The following is a 17,708-nucleotide window of genomic DNA, read 5'->3' as shown; positions in this document are numbered from 1 at the left end:
GAGGATGAAACTGTCACTGGTTCGCGCCATTAACTGGAACAAAATCGAGGACGATAAGGATCTGGAGGTCTGGAATCGCCTCACCAGTAACTTCTGGTTGCCTGAAAAGGTTCCGCTCTCCAATGATATTTCAGCCTGGCAAACCCTGACGCAGGCCGAGCAGCAGCTGACCATTCGCGTTTTTACCGGGCTGACCCTGCTGGATACAATTCAGAACACCCTGGGCGCACCGGCGTTGATGGCAGATGCGCTCACCCCGCACGAAGAGGCGGTGATGTCGAATATCAGCTTTATGGAGGCGGTACATGCCCGCTCTTACAGCTCGATTTTCTCGACGCTTTGCCAGACCAAAGATGTGGATGCGGCCTATGCCTGGAGCGAAGAGAACGCCGCGTTGCAGCGGAAAGCCGAACTGATACTGCACCACTACCGCGCCGATGAACCGTTGAAAAAGAAAATCGCCAGCGTGTTTCTGGAATCTTTCCTCTTCTATTCCGGCTTCTGGCTGCCGATGTACTGGTCGAGTCGCGGCAAGTTGACCAACACCGCCGATCTGATTCGCCTGATCATTCGTGATGAAGCGGTGCATGGCTATTACATCGGCTATAAGTTCCAGAAAGGGCTGGAGAAAGTCAGCGACGCCAGGCGTGAAGAGTTACAAAGCTTTGCGCTGGATTTGTTAATGGATCTTTATGACAACGAACTGCAATACACTGAAAGCGTATACGCGGGAACGGGCTGGGAAGAAGAGGTGAAAGCGTTCCTCTGTTACAACGCCAATAAAGCGCTAATGAACCTCGGTTATGAGGCGCTCTTCCCCCCCGAAATGGCGGAAGTGAACCCGGCTATCCTGGCGGCGCTGTCACCCAACGCGGATGAAAACCATGACTTCTTTTCCGGGTCGGGTTCTTCTTACGTTATGGGTAAAGCGGTGGAGACGGAAGATACAGACTGGGACTTTTAATCTGCGAGTTAACGTTTATTAATTTAATATAAATCGCATTCTTTTCCCGCAAATATTTCCACACCTTCTACACTGTAATTTCTATGCACTATTCACCTGAATCACTCTGATTCAGGTGAAATTCCGCTGGCAGCCGCAAAAAAATCAGAGAAATTCAACTCACGCTCAGCCCTTTATTCATGGGAAATAGCGCCGTTTCGCTGACCGCAAAATTCATACCACAAGCGAACCCAGGGTTGTCTCAGATTCTGAGTATGTTAGGGTAATGCCAGTTAACTATTTACCATGGTAATCATATCGACATAAGCAAATAACAGGACACTCTCTATTGCATGGCAATTAAATTAGAAGTGAAGAATCTTTATAAAGTATTTGGCGAGCATCCACAGCGTGCGTTCAAATATATCGAAAAAGGACTTTCGAAAGAGCAAATTCTGGAAAAAACAGGGCTATCGCTTGGCGTTAAAGACGCCAGTCTGGCCATTGAAGAAGGCGAGATTTTTGTCATCATGGGGTTATCCGGTTCGGGTAAATCCACTATGGTTCGCCTTCTCAATCGCCTGATTGAACCCACCCGCGGACAGGTGCTGATTGATGGTGAAGATATTGCCAAAATATCTGATGCCGAGCTCCGCGAGGTGCGCAGAAAAAAGATTGCAATGGTCTTTCAGTCATTCGCCCTCATGCCGCATATGACGGTGCTGGATAATACCGCGTTTGGCATGGAATTAGCGGGCGTACCCGCACAAGAGCGCCAGGAAAAAGCGCTGGATGCGTTGCGTCAGGTTGGGCTGGAAAATTATTCGCATGCTTACCCGGATGAACTTTCCGGCGGGATGCGACAGCGTGTCGGATTAGCCCGTGCATTAGCCATTAATCCCGATATTTTATTAATGGACGAAGCCTTCTCAGCACTCGATCCCTTAATTCGTACCGAGATGCAGGATGAACTGGTAAAACTGCAGGCGAAACATCAGCGCACCATCGTGTTTATTTCCCACGATCTGGACGAAGCGATGCGTATTGGCGATCGTATTGCCATTATGCAGAACGGTGAAGTGGTACAGGTCGGCACCCCGGATGAAATACTGAATAATCCGGCCAATGATTATGTGCGCACCTTCTTCCGTGGCGTGGACATTAGCCAGGTCTTTAGCGCAAAAGATATTGCCCGTCGTACGCCAAACGGCATTATTCGCCGCACGCCAGGTTTTGGCCCTCGCTCTGCGTTGAAACTGCTGCAGGACGAAGATCGTGAATTCGGTTACGTCATTGAACGTGGTAATAAATTTGTAGGCGTTGTCTCCATCGACTCTTTGAAAACCGCCCTGGGCGACAATCAGGGAATCGATGCGGCGTTAATCGACTCTCCGCTCGCCGTGGATGCCGAAACGCCGCTCAGCGAGTTGCTCTCTCACGTTGGCCAGGCACCCTGCGCGGTACCGGTCGTCGGTGAAGAACAACAGTACGTCGGCATCATCTCAAAACGCATGTTGCTGCAGGCTTTAGATCGCGAGGGGGCAAACAATGGCTGAACAAAACCCGTGGGGCACCACTGAAGCGGCGGATAGCGCTGCACAATCTGCGGACGCGTGGGGTTCTTCCACACCCGCACCTACCGATGGCGGCGCGGCAGACTGGCTGAATAGCGCGCCAGCGCCGGCACCGGAACACTTTAATATTATGGATCCCTTCCATAAAACCCTGATCCCACTGGATAGCTGGGTGACCGAGGGGATCGACTGGGTAGTGACGCACTTCCGCCCCGTATTCCAGGGGATCCGCGTCCCGGTGGATTATATTCTGAATGGATTCCAGCAGATGTTGCTGGGTATGCCCGCGCCGGTAGCTATCGTGCTGTTCTCGCTCATCGCCTGGCAGTTTGGCAGCGCGGGAATGGGGATTGCCACGCTGATATCCCTGATCGCCATTGGTGCCATCGGCGCCTGGTCGCAGGCGATGATCACCCTGGCGCTGGTGCTGACCGCCCTGCTCTTCTGCGTAGTGATTGGTTTGCCGATGGGGATTTGGCTGGCACGAAGCCCGCGAGCGGCAAAAATCATTCGCCCGCTGCTGGATGCCATGCAGACCACGCCGGCTTTCGTCTACCTGGTGCCCATCGTCATGCTGTTTGGTATCGGCAACGTGCCGGGTGTAGTGGTAACGATTATCTTCGCCCTGCCGCCAATTATCCGCCTGACCATACTGGGCATTAACCAGGTGCCAGCGGACCTGATCGAGGCCTCACGCTCCTTTGGCGCCAGCCCGCGTCAGATGCTGTTCAAGGTACAGTTACCGCTGGCCATGCCAACCATTATGGCCGGGGTTAACCAGACGCTGATGCTGGCGTTGTCGATGGTGGTTATCGCCTCGATGATTGCCGTTGGCGGCCTGGGCCAGATGGTACTCCGCGGCATTGGCCGTCTTGATATGGGACTGGCTACCGTGGGTGGCGTGGGCATTGTGATCCTCGCCATCATCCTTGATCGCCTGACTCAGGCAGTCGGCCGCGATTCACGCAGTCGCGGAAACCGTCGCTGGTACACCACCGGCCCGGTGGGTCTGCTGACTCGTCCATTCACGAAGTAATCCTGTTGTTGCCCGGCGGCATCTCTCTGCCGGGCCAGCAGCACCCCTCCAAAAACGAAGGAACAACGATGCGACATAACATTTTATTTGCCACAGCGTTTGCCACCCTTGTCTCTACCAGCGCATACGCCGCTGACCTGCCAGGCAAAGGCATTACCGTTCAACCGGTTCAGAGCACCATTTCGGAAGAGAGCTTCCAGACCCTTATCGTCAGCCGCGCGCTGGAAAAACTCGGCTACACCGTTAATAAGCCGAGCGAAGTGGATTACAACGTGGGCTACACCTCGATCGCCTCCGGTGATGCAACCTTTACCGCTGTAAACTGGCAGCCGCTGCATGATGATATGTATGCTGCTGCGGGCGGCGAGAAAAAATTCTACCGTGAAGGGACGTTTGTCACCGGTGCAGCGCAAGGTTACCTGATCGACAAAAAAACGGCGGATAAGTACCACATCACCAATATTGAACAACTGAAAGATCCGAAGATCGCCAAACTGTTTGATACCAACGGTGATGGCAAAGCGGACATGATGGGCTGCTCACCGGGCTGGGGCTGCGAAGCGGTTATTAACCACCAGAACAAAGCCTTCGACCTGGAGAAAACCGTTGAGGTAAGCCACGGTAACTACTCTGCGATGATGGCCGATACCATCGCCCGCTTCAAAGAGGGCAAGCCTATCATCTATTACACCTGGACCCCGTACTGGGTCAGCGATGTGATGAAACCGGGTAAAGACGTGGTGTGGCTGCAGGTACCGTTCTCCTCCCTGCCCGGCGAGCAGAAAGATATCGACACTAAACTGCCAAACGGTATGAACTATGGTTTCCCGGTGAATACCATGCACATCGTGGCTAACAAGGCCTGGGCTGAAAAGAACCCGGCTGCGGCGAAGCTGTTCTCGGTCATGAAGTTGCCGTTGGCAGACATCAACGCCCAGAATGCGATGATGCACGCAGGAAAATCCTCAGAAGCCGACGTTCAGGGCCATGTTGATGGCTGGATTAAAGCCCACCAGCAGCAGTTTGACGGCTGGGTGAAAGAGGCGCTGGCCGCGCAGAAGTAACTTCCCTCCCCCACCCTCTTCCTCCGGGAGAGGGTGTTTGAATTCCCTCACCCTCCTGGTCAGGGAAACTCAAAGCGCACAATCCATCACGTAACAATTCCCCAACATTCACATTCATCCGTTACTATGGTTTCCGAATCGATAATCACTTAACTAATGATTTCAGACCATAATGACCAAAACTTCTCAAGGACTTAGCCCGGCACTGATCTTACTGATGTCAGTCGCAACGGGTCTGGCTGTCGCCAGCAACTACTACGCGCAACCTCTGCTCGATACCATCGCCCGCGCCTTTAACCTTTCGGCGAGCTCTGCGGGTTTTATCGTGACCGCCGCCCAGCTCGGCTATGCCGCCGGCCTGCTGCTGCTGGTTCCACTTGGGGATATGTTTGAACGCCGCTCCCTGATCGTTTTCATGACCCTGCTCGCCGCAGGCGGAATGCTGATCACCGCCAGCAGCCAGTCGCTGAGCATGATGATCCTCGGCACCGCCCTGACCGGGTTATTCTCGGTCGTGGCGCAGATCCTCGTCCCGCTGGCCGCTACCCTCGCAGCCCCGGAAAAACGCGGCAAAGTGGTGGGTACCATCATGAGTGGCCTGCTGCTGGGCATTTTGCTGGCGCGTACCGTGGCGGGATTACTGGCCAGTCTCGGTGGCTGGCGCACGGTGTACTGGGTGGCAAGCGTATTAATGGTGATCATGGCCATCGCCCTCTGGCGCGGCTTGCCAAAAGTGAAGCAGGAAAACCATCTTAACTACTTCCAGCTTCTCGGCTCCGTATTCAGTCTGTTCACGCAGGATAAATTGCTGCGTACCCGCGCCCTGCTGGGCTGCTTCACCTTTGCAAATTTCAGTATTCTCTGGACCTCCATGGCCTTCCTGCTGGCCTCTCCCCCGTTCAACTATTCCGAAGGGGTAATTGGCCTGTTTGGTCTGGCAGGCGCGGCGGGAGCGCTGGGCGCGCGACCTGCAGGTGGCCTGGCAGACAAGGGCAAATCACACCTCACCACATCAGCCAGTTTGGTTCTGCTGCTGCTCTCCTGGTCAGCCATCTGGTATGGGCATCTCTCAGTACTGTCGCTGATTGTTGGCATTCTGGTGCTGGATCTCACCGTGCAGGGCGTGCATATCACCAACCAGACGGTCATCTATCGCGTGAAGCCGGATGCCCGTAACCGTCTGACCGCCGGATACATGACCAGCTACTTCATTGGCGGCGCGGCGGGGTCGCTGATCTCTGCCTCGGCGTGGCAACATGCGGGCTGGGCTGGGGTGTGCCTGGTGGGTAGCGTGATGGCACTTCTGAACCTGCTTGTCTGGTGGCGCGGCTATCATCGCCAGGAGGCAATTACTTAAGCTTTACATTGCTTTGGGGCTTCTCTGGGTGCAAGAAGCCCCGCAGTCTGTTAAGGTGGCGGAAACATTTATCCCTGAAATTTTAATGTGGGTGATATATTTACGAACCGCATGAATAACCAGCCCATCGCACCTTCTTCGACATTTCACGCTGTTTCAGATCACCCAATCCTCTTTTCTCTGGGCACCCGCCCGACCGTCTCTTTAAACACCGGGACACGGATTCACCCGGCACTTTATGGCAGTGACATAAGCTTTGCGGATTTTAACCGCACAAATAATTCATTTACATTATTTGTCACTGTCGTTACTATATCGGCTGTAATTAATGAGGTTATGCCCAAATGGATAGTTCGTTTACGCCCATTGAACAAATGCTTAAATTTCGCGCCAGTCGTCATGAGGATTTCCCGTATCAGGAGATTCTGCTGACCCGTCTCTGCATGCACATGCAGGGCAAATTGCTGGATAACCGCAATAAGATGCTGAAAGCTCAAGGGATTAACGAGACGTTATTTATGGCGTTGATTACGCTGGAGTCTCAGGAAAATCACAGTATTCAGCCTTCCGAACTGAGTTGCGCACTGGGTTCATCCCGCACCAATGCAACCCGTATCGCTGATGAGCTGGAAAAACGCGGCTGGATCGAACGCCGTGAAAGCGACAACGATCGTCGTTGCCTGCATTTGCAATTGACCGACAAAGGTCACGCATTCCTGCGTGAGGTATTACCGCCTCAGCACAATTGTCTGCACCAACTCTGGTCTGCTCTTAGCACCTCCGAGCGCGACCAGCTTGAGCACATCACTCGCAAGCTACTCACCCGTCTGGATCAGATGGATGAAGACGGTGTCATTCTTGAGGCACTGCGCTAACGCGACGACTCGCTCGACAATCCAGATTTATAAGAAAACCGACAGGCCAGCACGTCATACTGCTGGCCTTTCTGATAACAGGTCGGCACAGCCGATGTGAAAATAAAAAGATCGTGGAGAACAACAATGAGCGCAAATGCGGAGAATACCCCCCCGCAGCAACCAGCCAGTAAGAAAGGCAAGCGTAAAAGTGCCCTTCTTCTGCTGACCTTGCTCTTTATTATTATTGCCGTGGCATATGGGATCTATTGGTTTTTAGTACTGCGTCATTTTGAGGAGACGGATGATGCGTACGTGGCAGGGAACCAGGTACAAATTATGGCGCAGGTGTCAGGCAGCGTGACGAAAGTCTGGGCTGACAACACCGACTTTGTGCAGAAAGGCGACGTGCTGGTCACGCTCGACCCGACCGATGCACAGCAGGCATTTGAAAAAGCGCAGACCGAGCTTGCCTCAAGCGTGCGTCAAACGCGCCAGCAGATGATTAACAGTAAGCAACTTCTGGCCAGCATTGAGGTGCAGAAAACTGCCCTGGCGCAGGCGCAGAGTGACTTCAAGCGTCGTGTTCCGCTTGGCACCGCCAACCTGATTGGCCGTGAAGAACTGCAGCACGCCCGTGATGCAGTGGCCAGCGCCCAGGCGCAGCTTGACGTCTCTATTCAGCAGTACAACGCCAATCAGGCGATGATACTGAATACCACGCTGGATCAACAGCCGGCGGTTAAACAGGCCGCCACGGAAGTGCGTAACGCCTGGCTGGCGCTGGAGCGTACCAAAATCGTCAGCCCGATGACCGGCTACGTTTCTCGTCGTTCCGTTCAACCCGGCGCGCAGATCAGCACCACAACACCGCTGATGGCCGTGGTTCCGGCGACGCACCTGTGGGTCGATGCCAACTTTAAAGAGACTCAGCTGGCGCATATGCGTATTGGCCAGACCGCGACCGTGGTGAGCGATATCTACGGCGACGAGGTGAAGTACACCGGTAAGGTGGTGGGTCTGGATATGGGGACCGGCAGTGCGTTCTCCTTGCTGCCTGCGCAGAATGCGACGGGCAACTGGATCAAAGTGGTTCAGCGTCTGCCGGTACGTATCGAGCTGGATGAGAAACAGCTGGCGGATCATCCCCTGCGTATTGGACTTTCGACCCTCGTGACCGTTGATACGACCGATCGTGACGGACATATGCTGGCAAACCAGGTACGCACTAACCCGGCGTATGAAAGTAATGCCCGTGAAATCAGCCTTGAGCCTGTGAACAAGCTGATTAATGACATCGTGAAGGCGAACGCCGGTTAATCCGAAGGTGAGCGTTATGCAGCAGCAAAAACCGCAAAAACCACTGGAGGGGGCGCAACTGGTCATTATGACCATTGCGCTGTCGCTGGCGACGTTCATGCAGGTGCTGGACTCCACCATTGCAAACGTGGCGATCCCCACCATCGCCGGCAACCTGGGCTCGTCGCTGAGCCAGGGAACCTGGGTCATCACCTCGTTCGGGGTAGCGAACGCTATCTCGATCCCCATTACTGGCTGGCTGGCAAAGCGCGTCGGTGAAGTGAAGCTGTTCCTCTGGTCCACCATCGCATTTGTGATTGCCTCCTGGGCCTGTGGTGTCTCAAGCAGCCTGAATATGCTGATCTTCTTCCGCGTATTACAAGGGATTGTTGCCGGGCCGTTGATTCCGCTGTCGCAAAGTTTGCTCCTGAGTAACTATCCGCCAGCGAAGCGATCTGTTGCTCTGGCGCTGTGGTCAATGACGGTGATCGTTGCGCCGATTTGCGGCCCTATCCTCGGCGGCTTTATCAGTGATAACTATCACTGGGGCTGGATCTTCTTCATCAACGTCCCGATCGGTGCCATTGTGGTGCTGTTAACGTTACAGTCACTGCGCGGTCGGGAAACCCGTACTGAACAGCGGCGTATTGATGGCGTGGGGCTGGCGTTACTGGTTCTGGGTATTGGTAGTCTGCAAATCATGCTCGACCGCGGTAAAGAGCTGGACTGGTTTGCCTCTCAGGAGATCATCGTCCTGACCGTGGTGGCGGTGGTGGCGTTAAGCTTCCTGATTGTCTGGGAGTTGACCGATGAAAACCCGATAGTCGACTTGTCGCTATTCAAATCGCGAAACTTTACCATTGGCTGCTTATGTATCAGCCTGGCCTATATGCTCTACTTCGGCGCGATCGTTCTGTTGCCGCAGCTACTACAGGAAGTGTACGGCTACACGGCCACCTGGGCAGGCCTGGCCTCGGCGCCCGTTGGGGTCATTCCGGTGCTGTTATCGCCAATTATTGGTCGCTTTGCCCATAAGCTGGATATGCGTCGGCTTGTGACGTTCAGCTTTATTATGTACGCGGTCTGTTTCTACTGGCGTGCGTATACCTTCGAACCAGGAATGGACTTTGGTGCCTCTGCGTGGCCACAGTTTATTCAGGGCTTCGCGGTTGCGTGCTTCTTCATGCCACTGACTACCATTACGCTCTCCGGCTTGCCGCCCGAGCGCCTGGCTGCGGCATCAAGCCTGTCGAACTTCACCCGTACGCTGGCTGGCTCCATTGGTACGTCGATTACGACCACTCTGTGGACTAACCGGGAATCGATGCACCATGCGCAGCTTACCGAATCGGTGAACCCGTATAACCCGAACGCGCAAGAGATGTATAGTCAGCTGCAGGGTATGGGGATGACCGATCAGCAGGCCTCCGGCTGGATTGCCCAGCAAATTACCAACCAGGGACTGATTATTTCGGCTAACGAGATTTTCTGGATGTCTGCGGGGGTATTTATTGTCTTGCTGGGGCTGGTATGGTTTGCGAAGCCGCCGTTTGGTGCAGGCGGTGGTGGCGGAGGCGCCCACTAAGCGCGTCATCAAAACAAAAACGGATCTGCATGCAGATCCGTTTTTTTATGCCTATTTAATGCCGATGATCTTCACCGTAATGATGGAGACCGTGCCCGGCGGTACAAGCCCTGGCACGCCCTGTTCACCGTAAGCCTGCTTAGCGGGGATGATGATTTTGGCTTCACCGCCGAGACCAAGTTTGGTGACCACCAACCGGAACAGCGGTGGCAGGTCTTGCACGCGGCTGGCGCGCACCTCTTTACTGGACATCACTTTACCCGTACCCAGTACTTCATCAAGCTCGGTAATAATATTGCTCTGCCCATTAACCAGTGGTGCTTCACCCTGCTTGATGACACGGTAAATCGAACCATCTGCCGTTTTTACAGCGCCTTTTTCTTTTGCCGCCTTGCTGAGGATCGCTTTACTCTGTTTTTCGTTTTCAGAGAGCGTAGACGCCAGCTGTTTCTGCTGCTGTTTATCCAGCGTGGTCAGTTCTTTCGTGATCTTCGCCACCGGGAGTTGCAGCTGGTTATTCACCTTATCGTTGAACCCCTGGGTGAACGCTTTCAGATCGAACTTCTTGCCCAGATCGGTCATTTTTATTTTTTCACGATCGGCGGCCTGACCATACCAACTGCCAATGGCATAGCTGGTTTGGGTATCTTTTGCTGCACTGGTATCAACTTTAACGCGCGGCTGTCCGCTAACAGGCTTCGTCTCTTTCGCTGCCTTTTCGCTGGCTGCCTGTTCCGTCTTCAGCTTCTCATTAAGGTTCGTCAGTTCGGTAAGAGAAGCGGCCTGCGCTTTCAGTTTCTCATTCAGCGCGGCATTTTCTTTGTTAACAGACTCCAGCTTCTTACTCAGTTCAGCAGCCGCCTTGTCGTTGCCGACCACATTTTTTTGTACGGATATCAGCGACTCCTGAGATGCGATGACCCGCTTCGCATCTTCCAGCTGGCTGAGCGTGATGTCTGATTTCAGCTGCATATTTTTTAATGCGGTCTCCTGCTCCGCCAGCTTCGCGGCAACAGTCTGCTTCTGCGTGGTGAGGCCGGAAAGCTGTTGTTCACCCGCCTGTAGCTTCGCTTTTAGCTCTTCAACCTGTCTGGAAAGATGGGCTGAGAGCGTATTCGCGCTCGCCAGCTTCTGAGCCAGCTCGCTGCTTTTTTGATCCGCAGTGAGACGGGTGGCTTTAAGCGCGGCCAGCTCATCTTCCAGCGTTTTTTTCTGCGCTTTAAGATCGTTCAGTGTTTTATTAAGCGCTTCGCCCTGAGTGGTAAAGGTCGTTTCAGTCGTCTGCTTTTGCGCTTTCAGATCGGCAAGCTGCTTTTCCAGCAGCTGCGATTTTGCTTTTAACGCTTTTGCCTCTTCTTCCATTTGCGTGGCGCGCGCCGTCGCACTGGCTAACTGCTGTGTAAGCTGTAAGCTCTGCTGCTCTTTGCTGCCAGTGGTATTTTTCAGTGCAGCAAGCTGCTCATCGAGCGTTTTTTTCTGCAGCTTAAGCTCGGCGAGCTCTTTGAGCATGGAGGCACTTCTGGCTGCCATCTCGCTTTCAGCACTTTGCTTCTGGGTTTTGAGCGTAGAAAGTTCCTTTTCCATCTGCTGAGACCGGGCTTTCAGCCCTTCTGACTCTTTAGCCAACTGCGTCGTTTTCGCTGTCGCGCTGGCTAGCTGTTCCACTAGCTGAACATTTTTTTGCTGCGAACCGCTGCTGCTGTTTTTCAGGGCGGTGAGCTGATCGTCCAGCGATTTTTTCTGCGCTTTGAGGTCACTGAGCTGTCCCTCAAGCGTCGTAATTTGTGACTTGAGTTCAGCAAGTTCTTTAGTCTGAGCCCTGTCTTTGGTGGTCAGCGCAGTTTCTGCACTCTGCTTCTGCGCTTTCAGTTCGGTCAGCTGCTTTTCCAGCATCTGCACTTTTGACTTCAGGGTGGCAGACTCCTCTATGGTACGCGCAACGCGCGCTTTTCCTGCAGCAAACTGTTCTGCCAGTTGCGCACTTTTCTGGTCCTTATTGCCACTGGCGCTGACCAGCGCGGCGAGTTGATCGTCTACATTTTTTTTCTGGAGCTTGAGATCGGCAAGATCTTTGATCATCTTCGTGGTCCGGGTCGCCAGCTCATTATCCGCGGCCTGTTTCGCTATTTTGAGCTCAGAAAGTTGCTTTTCCAGAAGCGTCACTTTTGATTTCAGGGCTGCGGACTCTTCAGTCGTCTTTGCAGCACGCGTTTTTTCTGCGGCTAACTGCTCTGCCAGCTCTGTGTTTTTTTTCTGCGAACCAGTACTGGCCGTATTCAGAGCGATAAGGCGTGCATCCAGCGCCTCTTTCTGAAGTTTGAGTTCGGCAAGCTCTTTGACAAGGGCCGTGCTTTTGGTCGCCAGTTCGCTATCCGCAGCCTGTTTGCCTTTTTTCAGTTCGGCGAGCTGTTTTTCCAGAAGCTGTACTTTTGACTTCAGGGCGTCAGACGCTTCGGCCATTTGGGTGGAACGCGCTTTCTCAGCGGCTAACTGCTCTACCAACGCTGCGCTTTTTTTCTGTGCGCCACTGCTGTCAGTTTTCAGGGCCGCAAGCTGACCGTCCAGCGCTTCTTTCTGAAGCTTAAGGTCACTGAGTTCTTTAATCAGGGCTGTGCTTTTGGTCGCCAGCTCGGTATCCGTAGCTTGCTTCTGTACTTTCAGTTCTGAAAGCTGCTGTTCCTGACGCTGCAATTTTGCCTTCAGCGCGGCTGACTCTTCAGACGTGCGAGTCACGCGCGCTTTCTCAGCGGCAAGCTGTTCTGCCAGCTCTGCGCTCTTCTGCTGCGTGTTGCCACTGGCGGCTTTAAGAGAGGCGTACTGCTCTTCCAGAGTCTTGTTCTGGCTTTTCAGTTCGGCGAGTGCTTTGTTTAACGCAACGCTCTGGGCCATAGCAGCTGCCAGCTGTTCTGATTGCTGGGTGTTCTTTTGCGCTGTTTCGCCGCTGCGCGTCTCCAGACCAGAGAGTTTTGCTTCCAGCGCCTGTTTCTGCTCACGAAGGGCGATTAGCTCTTTATTCAGCGCATCGCTTTTTGCGTTTGCCTGGTTAAGCTGTTCAGTAAGTTGCTGGTTCTTTTGTTTATCTCGTGAAGCGCTATTTGGAAGCGTGGCTGCAAGACTGTCCAGGGCTAACTGTTGTGCATTACCCGCCGGCTGCTGCTTCAGCTTTGTAAGTGACTGCTCATGCGTCTGTACACGTTTTTTTTCATTAGCCAGCGCCTGTTCCAGAGTCAATTTTTCACGCTCAATCTCCTGGAGGGAGTGGCCTAATCCTGTGATGGTGGCGTTCGCTTTACGGAGTTCTTCGGTCAGCCCGGCCACTTTTTTACGCCAGGTTGAACTGTCTTGCGAAGCCACAGGCAACGGCTTTGCCTGTGGCTTCGCTGGACGAGGGGCAGTTTTTATCGGCGGGGATTCAGAGACTGCAGCCGAGCCCTCAGTAGAACTAAAAGGGCTCGTGGTATCATTGCCGATAATTTTTTCGTTACTTAACTGTTCGAGCAGGTCGGTATTAGCTGAATAACTACTCCCACTGGATAAAAGCAATCCACAATAAAGAGTAGCAGTCACGTATTTTTTCATAGATTATTCATTTCGTTCGCGCGTTTCATCATATTGGAATAAACGCTGTTTTTTATTCTGACGCAAACTAACGAGATCTTCTTATTAATTTCCGTCAGCATAACTTCTGAGGCATTGGCATCAACCAGAGATTTGTTTGTTTCATAAATTCTGTAGTTCTTGTTAATGTTTTCGAACTGTTTACGGTAGCCTTCATAAGCCGCAGGATCCAGCTTCTGGAGCGCGGAGAACTCCTGGTAGCACTGCACCTCCTGCTTACGCGCTTCAGGCTCTTTCGCAATAGGGGTGGTATTTACGGTGCTGCATGCAGATAAAATAAATGCGGAAATTAGCACTGCTGAGCCTGAAACATAACTTTTCATAAATTCCTCTAAATAAACATTAATTTGCGACAATCGGGTCCGATATTATTAATACAACAGATAGTTTAAGACAACTTAATGTTTGAATTTTATTGGTCAGCCGCAAACCGACCTCAATAGTAAAACACTACGGGCACAATTCACATTACTGAAGAATTTTTTAGGATTTAATAAAGGGAATAATGACAGGATGTAATAATAACCGGCACCTCATGAAAAAGTGCCGGTGTGATCGCTAGATATGCAGTTCTTGCAGTTTTTCTTTCGGCAGGGCAAGTTCATCGTTGCTGTTTACGCGTACGTCACGTTCGATGATGTGGCGTGCAATCTCTTGCGCCTCTTCCAGTGAGTGCATCTGATATGTCCCGCACTGGTAAACATTCAGTTCCGGAATCTGGTTCTGCTCTTTTACTTTCAACACGTCGGCCATTGCCGCTTTCCAGGCGTCCGCTACGCGGCTCTCTTCCGGTTGACCGATCAAGCTCATATAGAAACCGGTACGGCAACCCATCGGGGAGATATCGATAATCTCAACGCCGTTGCCGTTCAGGTGATCGCGCATAAAACCTGCAAACAGGTGCTCAAGGGTATGAATACCGCGCTCCGGCATCACTTCTTTGTTTGGCACGCAGAAACGCAGGTCAAATACGGTGATTGTGTCGCCGTGCGGGGTATTCATGGTCTTCGCAACACGTACAGCAGGCGCTTCCATACGGGTATGGTCGACAGTAAAGCTATCTAATAACGGCATACGTCACCTCCGAAAGTGATTTTTTTAAAATTAATTGAACTCTTCGTTTCAACGCGAGTCTGAGTATATGAAAGACGCGCATTTGTTATCATCATCCCTGTTCTTCAGAGATGTAAGTTTGGCCACAGCGATGTGGCCTTTTTCTTTTCTGTCAGCTGTTCTTCGCCAGAAACGCTGCAAATGGCTCAGTATCTGCCGCTTCAATCTCTTTCTGACGCAGTTGCGATGCTTCACGCTCCGCGATAAAGTCGGCTTCGCTTATCACTTCCAGCGGTTCGCTTTTCAACATCTCACGATACTGCGCAGATAGCGATCGGCCTGTGCCACCAATGCCTTCATCAATCATAGAACGCAAAATACGGGCTGAAAACGTCAGTTCAGGATTGTCGAAGCTCTCTACAAGCTCATCGCAAACCTGTTGATAGGCTTCTCCGCCGTAGACGCTGTCCAGCGTCTGCGCGACGCGTTTCAGATCGCGGAACAGATCTTTCCCGACTTTTTGTAACGGGAACTGCGCCGTTTCACAGCCCATGCCTAGCGTCAGGCCCGGTTTACGCCCTTCCAGAATCACGCGGTTCCAGTTAGTGCGGGTGCAGAGCAGTTCATCAGCGCTCATCTCTGGCGCATCCGCCAGCACGCACCAGACCATGAAGAGATCGAGGAAACGGACTTGCTGCTCATCTACGCCAATTGGCGAGAAGGGATTAATATCCAGCGAACGAACTTCAATATATTCAATACCGCCACGCTGCAGCGCGTCAGAAGGTGTTTCACCACTGCGCGTTACGCGTTTAGGACGAATTGGCGCGTAGAGTTCGTTCTCAATCTGAAGAACATTGCTATTAATCTGTAGACGCTTACCGTCGCGTTCCAGCCCAATGGCTTCATACTCTTCAGACGGGGTTTTAATCGCCCGCTTCAATCCTGCCACATACTCGGTCAGATCGTTAAACGTAATTCCGAGATTGCTTTGCGATTTATTGGTATAACCCAGGTCGCTGAGACGCAACGAGGTAGCATAAGGCAGGTAATACATACCACAATCGGTTTTTTCGAACGGCAGCGTGGTCGGTTTACCTTGCAGGAATGACGAGCAGATCGCCGGCGACGCGCCGAACAGGTAGGGGATGACCCAGCCAAAGCGATAGTAGTTACGGATAAGACGTAAATAGCCCGCGGAGATCGCCTCTTTATCTGTTTCACCACACTTCGCCTGCCAGAATGCCATCGGCAATGAGAAGTTGTAATGGACCCCAGAAATGGTCTGCATCAATGCGCCATAGCGATTTTTCAGCCCTTCACGATAGAGCGTCTTCAGGCGGCCGATATTGGAGGTGCCATATTGCGCCAGTTCAATATCCTGCCCCTGCTCAATGTAGCAAGGCATACTAAGAGGCCACATCCGCTCATCACCCAGTTGACGGGCGGTGTAGCGATGAATGTCGCGCATAATCGTTAGCATATGGTCAATATCGCCATCTACTGGCGTTATGAACTCAAGCAGCGCTTCGGCGAAATCCGTGGTGATCCATTTATGGGTCAGCGCAGAGCCCAGCACTTCAGGATGGCCCGTTGTTGCAAGTGAACCATCTTCGTTTACGCGCAGCGTTTCGCGTTCAAGACCACGCTGAATACCCTTCAGAGCCTGAGGGTGGTTTTCCAGCCAGGCCAACGCCTGTGATACGTCCGGGATCAATTCGACCTCCCGCCTGTCAAAATCATTTTATTTAGCATAATTGTAATGGTTTAGGGTCACAAACAGTCCAATTAGTGCCACCACGACATGCCCTGTAAGGTTGCTACCGCCACAAGGACATAGCGTAACGCTTTACCAAGCGTTAAAAAAAAGAGCACCGGCCCCCAGGAGATGCGCATCCATCCCGCCAGCAGGCACAGCAAATCGCCTATTACAGGCATCCAGCTTAATAACAGCGTGGCAGCGCCATAGCGTTTTAGCCAGTTAACTGCCTTTTCCTGCCAGCGCGACGTTTTGCGAAGAGGAAAGAAACGCCCAAGAATAACGTTAGTCAGCCCTCCAAGGCTATTACCCATTGTTGCTATTAAGACCAGCAACCAGGGCTGACTCACGCCTGACAACAACATCGCGATCAGCACAACTTCGGAATTACCGGGCAGAAGGGTAGCGCTTAAAAAACTGCTGGCGAATAACGAAGCGAGTGACAGCAGTTCACTCACAGTCTGCGAACGTCCACTGCCGCCATGCCAGCCGCGTGCGCCGCCTGAAGACCAAAATCAGCATCTTCGAAGACAACGCATTTTTCAGGTGATACACCCATCCGTTCTGCGCAAAGCAGGAAGGTATCCGGAGCGGGTTTGTGATTCTGGACATGATCGGCAGCAACAACCGCCGTGAAATAGCGACGCAGGTCAAGATGTGCTAGTAAGGCTTCTGCCATCGCGCTTTCGCTCCCGGTGCCAACAGACATCGGGCGACGGCCATACCACTCTTTAACCACGTCAATTAACGGAAGGGGACGCACGGTATCCAGCAGCATCGCTTTTACCGCGTCACTCTTTTCGCGGGCCAGTAGATACGGATCGAGATCCGCCTGATTTAATTCGATAACCGCCTGTGCAATACGCCAGGTTGGCGAACCGTTAAGCGCCACCATCGCCTGTAGATCGAAACGCATCCCGTAGCGGCCAAGAACATCATCCCAGGCTTTACGGTGAGTGGGTTCGGTATCCAGGATGGTGCCATCCATATCGAAGATCAGACCGTCATACTGTGCGTACATCGAGCTTCCGCCAAACGATTAACAAAACATTACTTTAACGTAAACAGCTGTTTTTGTCGCTGATAGTCAAAGCGTTCGCTGACGAAATGGTGAAGGAATAAACGAATGAAGGGGGATGTTCTGGGGAAACTTAGAATTAGGAAACAACAGTGTTACTGCTATCGCAGAGAAGATGGTGCATCCGGGAGGATTACTCGGCTGCGCCTCGCCCTTCGGGCCGTTGCTGAAGCAACGTTATCCTCCCTGGTGCCTGCGATGTTTTCGCAGACCATGAAACAACAGTATTGCTGCTATCTCAGAGAAGATGGTGCATCCGGGAGGATTCGAACCTCCGACCGCTCGGTTCGTAGCCGAGTACTCTATCCAGCTGAGCTACGGATGCATCGGGATTGACTGCTGTACTGCTTGATACTACATACCGCTTTGAAAACGACATGAAGTAATAGATGGTGCATCCGGGAGGATTACTCGGCTGCGCCTCGCCCTTCGGGCCGTTGCTGAAGCAACGTTATCCTCCCTGGTGCTTGCGATGTTTTCGCAGACCA

Annotated in this window: 14 protein-coding genes and 1 tRNA gene; 8 read left to right on the top strand and 7 right to left on the bottom strand. The window is 52.6% G+C overall.

The genetic code is table 11. The features are described 5' to 3' along the window. Nucleotides 1-4: 4 nt before the first annotated feature. From nrdF to emrB, 8 genes are all read left to right on the top strand, one after another. Nucleotides 5-964: a class 1b ribonucleoside-diphosphate reductase subunit beta gene (gene nrdF, locus B3B59_RS04355; RefSeq protein WP_046886115.1), complete on the top strand. Its 960-nt coding sequence runs from the start codon at nt 5-7 to the stop codon at nt 962-964. 332 nt (nt 965-1,296) lie between these two features. Next, nucleotides 1,297-2,499, top strand: coding sequence for a glycine betaine/L-proline ABC transporter ATP-binding protein ProV (gene proV / locus B3B59_RS04350; protein ID WP_046886116.1), 1,203 nt, complete (start codon nt 1,297-1,299; stop codon nt 2,497-2,499). Further along, nucleotides 2,492-3,553 (top strand): glycine betaine/L-proline ABC transporter permease ProW, encoded by a 1,062-nt coding sequence (gene proW, locus B3B59_RS04345; RefSeq protein ID WP_040074305.1) that lies wholly within the window; start codon nt 2,492-2,494, stop codon nt 3,551-3,553. Before proV ends, proW begins: the two co-directional genes overlap by 8 nt. A 68-nt stretch (nt 3,554-3,621) precedes the next feature. After that, the gene (proX, locus tag B3B59_RS04340; RefSeq protein ID WP_046886117.1) at nt 3,622-4,617 is read left to right on the top strand and encodes a glycine betaine/L-proline ABC transporter substrate-binding protein ProX; all 996 of its coding nucleotides are present in this window, start codon (nt 3,622-3,624) and stop codon (nt 4,615-4,617) included. A gap of 172 nt (nt 4,618-4,789) precedes the next feature. Then, nucleotides 4,790-5,974, top strand: coding sequence for an MFS transporter (locus tag B3B59_RS04335; protein WP_040074303.1), 1,185 nt, complete (start codon nt 4,790-4,792; stop codon nt 5,972-5,974). A 344-nt stretch (nt 5,975-6,318) separates the two neighbouring features. Continuing rightward, on the top strand, nt 6,319-6,849 hold the full coding sequence (gene mprA, locus B3B59_RS04330; RefSeq protein WP_040074301.1) for a transcriptional repressor MprA: 531 nt from the start codon (nt 6,319-6,321) through the stop codon (nt 6,847-6,849). Nucleotides 6,850-6,975: 126 nt separating this feature from the next. Next, nucleotides 6,976-8,148, top strand: a complete 1,173-nt coding sequence (emrA, locus tag B3B59_RS04325) for a multidrug efflux MFS transporter periplasmic adaptor subunit EmrA (RefSeq protein ID WP_207292279.1) — start codon at nt 6,976-6,978, stop codon at nt 8,146-8,148. 16 nt (nt 8,149-8,164) lie between these two features. Next, complete coding sequence (emrB, locus tag B3B59_RS04320) at nt 8,165-9,712, top strand: multidrug efflux MFS transporter permease subunit EmrB (RefSeq protein WP_040074298.1); 1,548 nt, start codon at nt 8,165-8,167, stop codon at nt 9,710-9,712. A 51-nt stretch (nt 9,713-9,763) separates the two neighbouring features. On the opposite strand, the gene B3B59_RS04315 is transcribed toward emrB, so the two are convergent. The 7 genes from B3B59_RS04315 to B3B59_RS04285 form a co-directional block, all read right to left on the bottom strand. After that, nucleotides 9,764-13,066 carry an FKBP-type peptidyl-prolyl cis-trans isomerase N-terminal domain-containing protein gene (locus B3B59_RS04315; protein ID WP_286808165.1) on the bottom strand — a complete coding sequence of 1,101 codons (3,303 nt, stop codon included), beginning with the start codon at nt 13,064-13,066 and terminating at the stop codon, nt 9,764-9,766. A 221-nt stretch (nt 13,067-13,287) separates the two neighbouring features. Beyond that, on the bottom strand, nt 13,288-13,653 hold the full coding sequence (locus B3B59_RS04310; RefSeq protein ID WP_040074296.1) for a hypothetical protein: 366 nt from the start codon (nt 13,651-13,653) through the stop codon (nt 13,288-13,290). 235 nt (nt 13,654-13,888) lie between these two features. After that, on the bottom strand, nt 13,889-14,404 hold the full coding sequence (luxS, locus tag B3B59_RS04305) for an S-ribosylhomocysteine lyase (protein WP_040074294.1): 516 nt from the start codon (nt 14,402-14,404) through the stop codon (nt 13,889-13,891). A 151-nt stretch (nt 14,405-14,555) separates the two neighbouring features. Then, nucleotides 14,556-16,100 (bottom strand): glutamate--cysteine ligase, encoded by a 1,545-nt coding sequence (gshA, locus tag B3B59_RS04300; protein ID WP_207292282.1) that lies wholly within the window; start codon nt 16,098-16,100, stop codon nt 14,556-14,558. Between the two features lie 71 nt (nt 16,101-16,171). Then, on the bottom strand, nt 16,172-16,600 hold the full coding sequence (locus B3B59_RS04295; RefSeq protein ID WP_046886122.1) for a YqaA family protein: 429 nt from the start codon (nt 16,598-16,600) through the stop codon (nt 16,172-16,174). Further along, a complete protein-coding gene (yqaB, locus tag B3B59_RS04290) occupies nt 16,597-17,163 on the bottom strand; it encodes a fructose-1-phosphate/6-phosphogluconate phosphatase (RefSeq protein WP_046886123.1) in 567 nt (188 codons plus the stop codon). Before yqaB ends, B3B59_RS04295 begins: the two co-directional genes overlap by 4 nt. A gap of 305 nt (nt 17,164-17,468) precedes the next feature. After that, nucleotides 17,469-17,545, bottom strand: a tRNA-Arg gene (locus B3B59_RS04285). Nucleotides 17,546-17,708: the final 163 nt, after the last annotated feature.

This window comes from Leclercia sp. UBA2479 (assembly GCF_002341985.1).
Taxonomy (GTDB): Bacteria; Pseudomonadota; Gammaproteobacteria; order Enterobacterales; family Enterobacteriaceae; genus Enterobacter; species Enterobacter pneumoniae.
Note: the sequence above shows the minus strand (reverse complement) of the source record. Positions and strands in the feature narration are given on the sequence as shown.

What these genes read in the sequence shown, in the direction of transcription:
- emrA (WP_207292279.1), top strand. Translation starts at nt 6,976, where the DNA reads ATGAGCGCAAATGCGGAGAATACCCCCCCGCAGCAACCAGCCAGTAAG.
- B3B59_RS04335 (WP_040074303.1), top strand. Translation starts at nt 4,790, where the DNA reads ATGACCAAAACTTCTCAAGGACTTAGCCCGGCACTGATCTTACTGATG.
- emrB (WP_040074298.1), top strand. Translation starts at nt 8,165, where the DNA reads ATGCAGCAGCAAAAACCGCAAAAACCACTGGAGGGGGCGCAACTGGTC.
- yqaB (WP_046886123.1), bottom strand. Translation starts at nt 17,163, where the DNA reads ATGTACGCACAGTATGACGGTCTGATCTTCGATATGGATGGCACCATC.
- nrdF (WP_046886115.1), top strand. Translation starts at nt 5, where the DNA reads ATGAAACTGTCACTGGTTCGCGCCATTAACTGGAACAAAATCGAGGAC.
- proW (WP_040074305.1), top strand. Translation starts at nt 2,492, where the DNA reads ATGGCTGAACAAAACCCGTGGGGCACCACTGAAGCGGCGGATAGCGCT.
- proV (WP_046886116.1), top strand. Translation starts at nt 1,297, where the DNA reads ATGGCAATTAAATTAGAAGTGAAGAATCTTTATAAAGTATTTGGCGAG.
- B3B59_RS04310 (WP_040074296.1), bottom strand. Translation starts at nt 13,653, where the DNA reads ATGAAAAGTTATGTTTCAGGCTCAGCAGTGCTAATTTCCGCATTTATT.
- proX (WP_046886117.1), top strand. Translation starts at nt 3,622, where the DNA reads ATGCGACATAACATTTTATTTGCCACAGCGTTTGCCACCCTTGTCTCT.
- luxS (WP_040074294.1), bottom strand. Translation starts at nt 14,404, where the DNA reads ATGCCGTTATTAGATAGCTTTACTGTCGACCATACCCGTATGGAAGCG.
- mprA (WP_040074301.1), top strand. Translation starts at nt 6,319, where the DNA reads ATGGATAGTTCGTTTACGCCCATTGAACAAATGCTTAAATTTCGCGCC.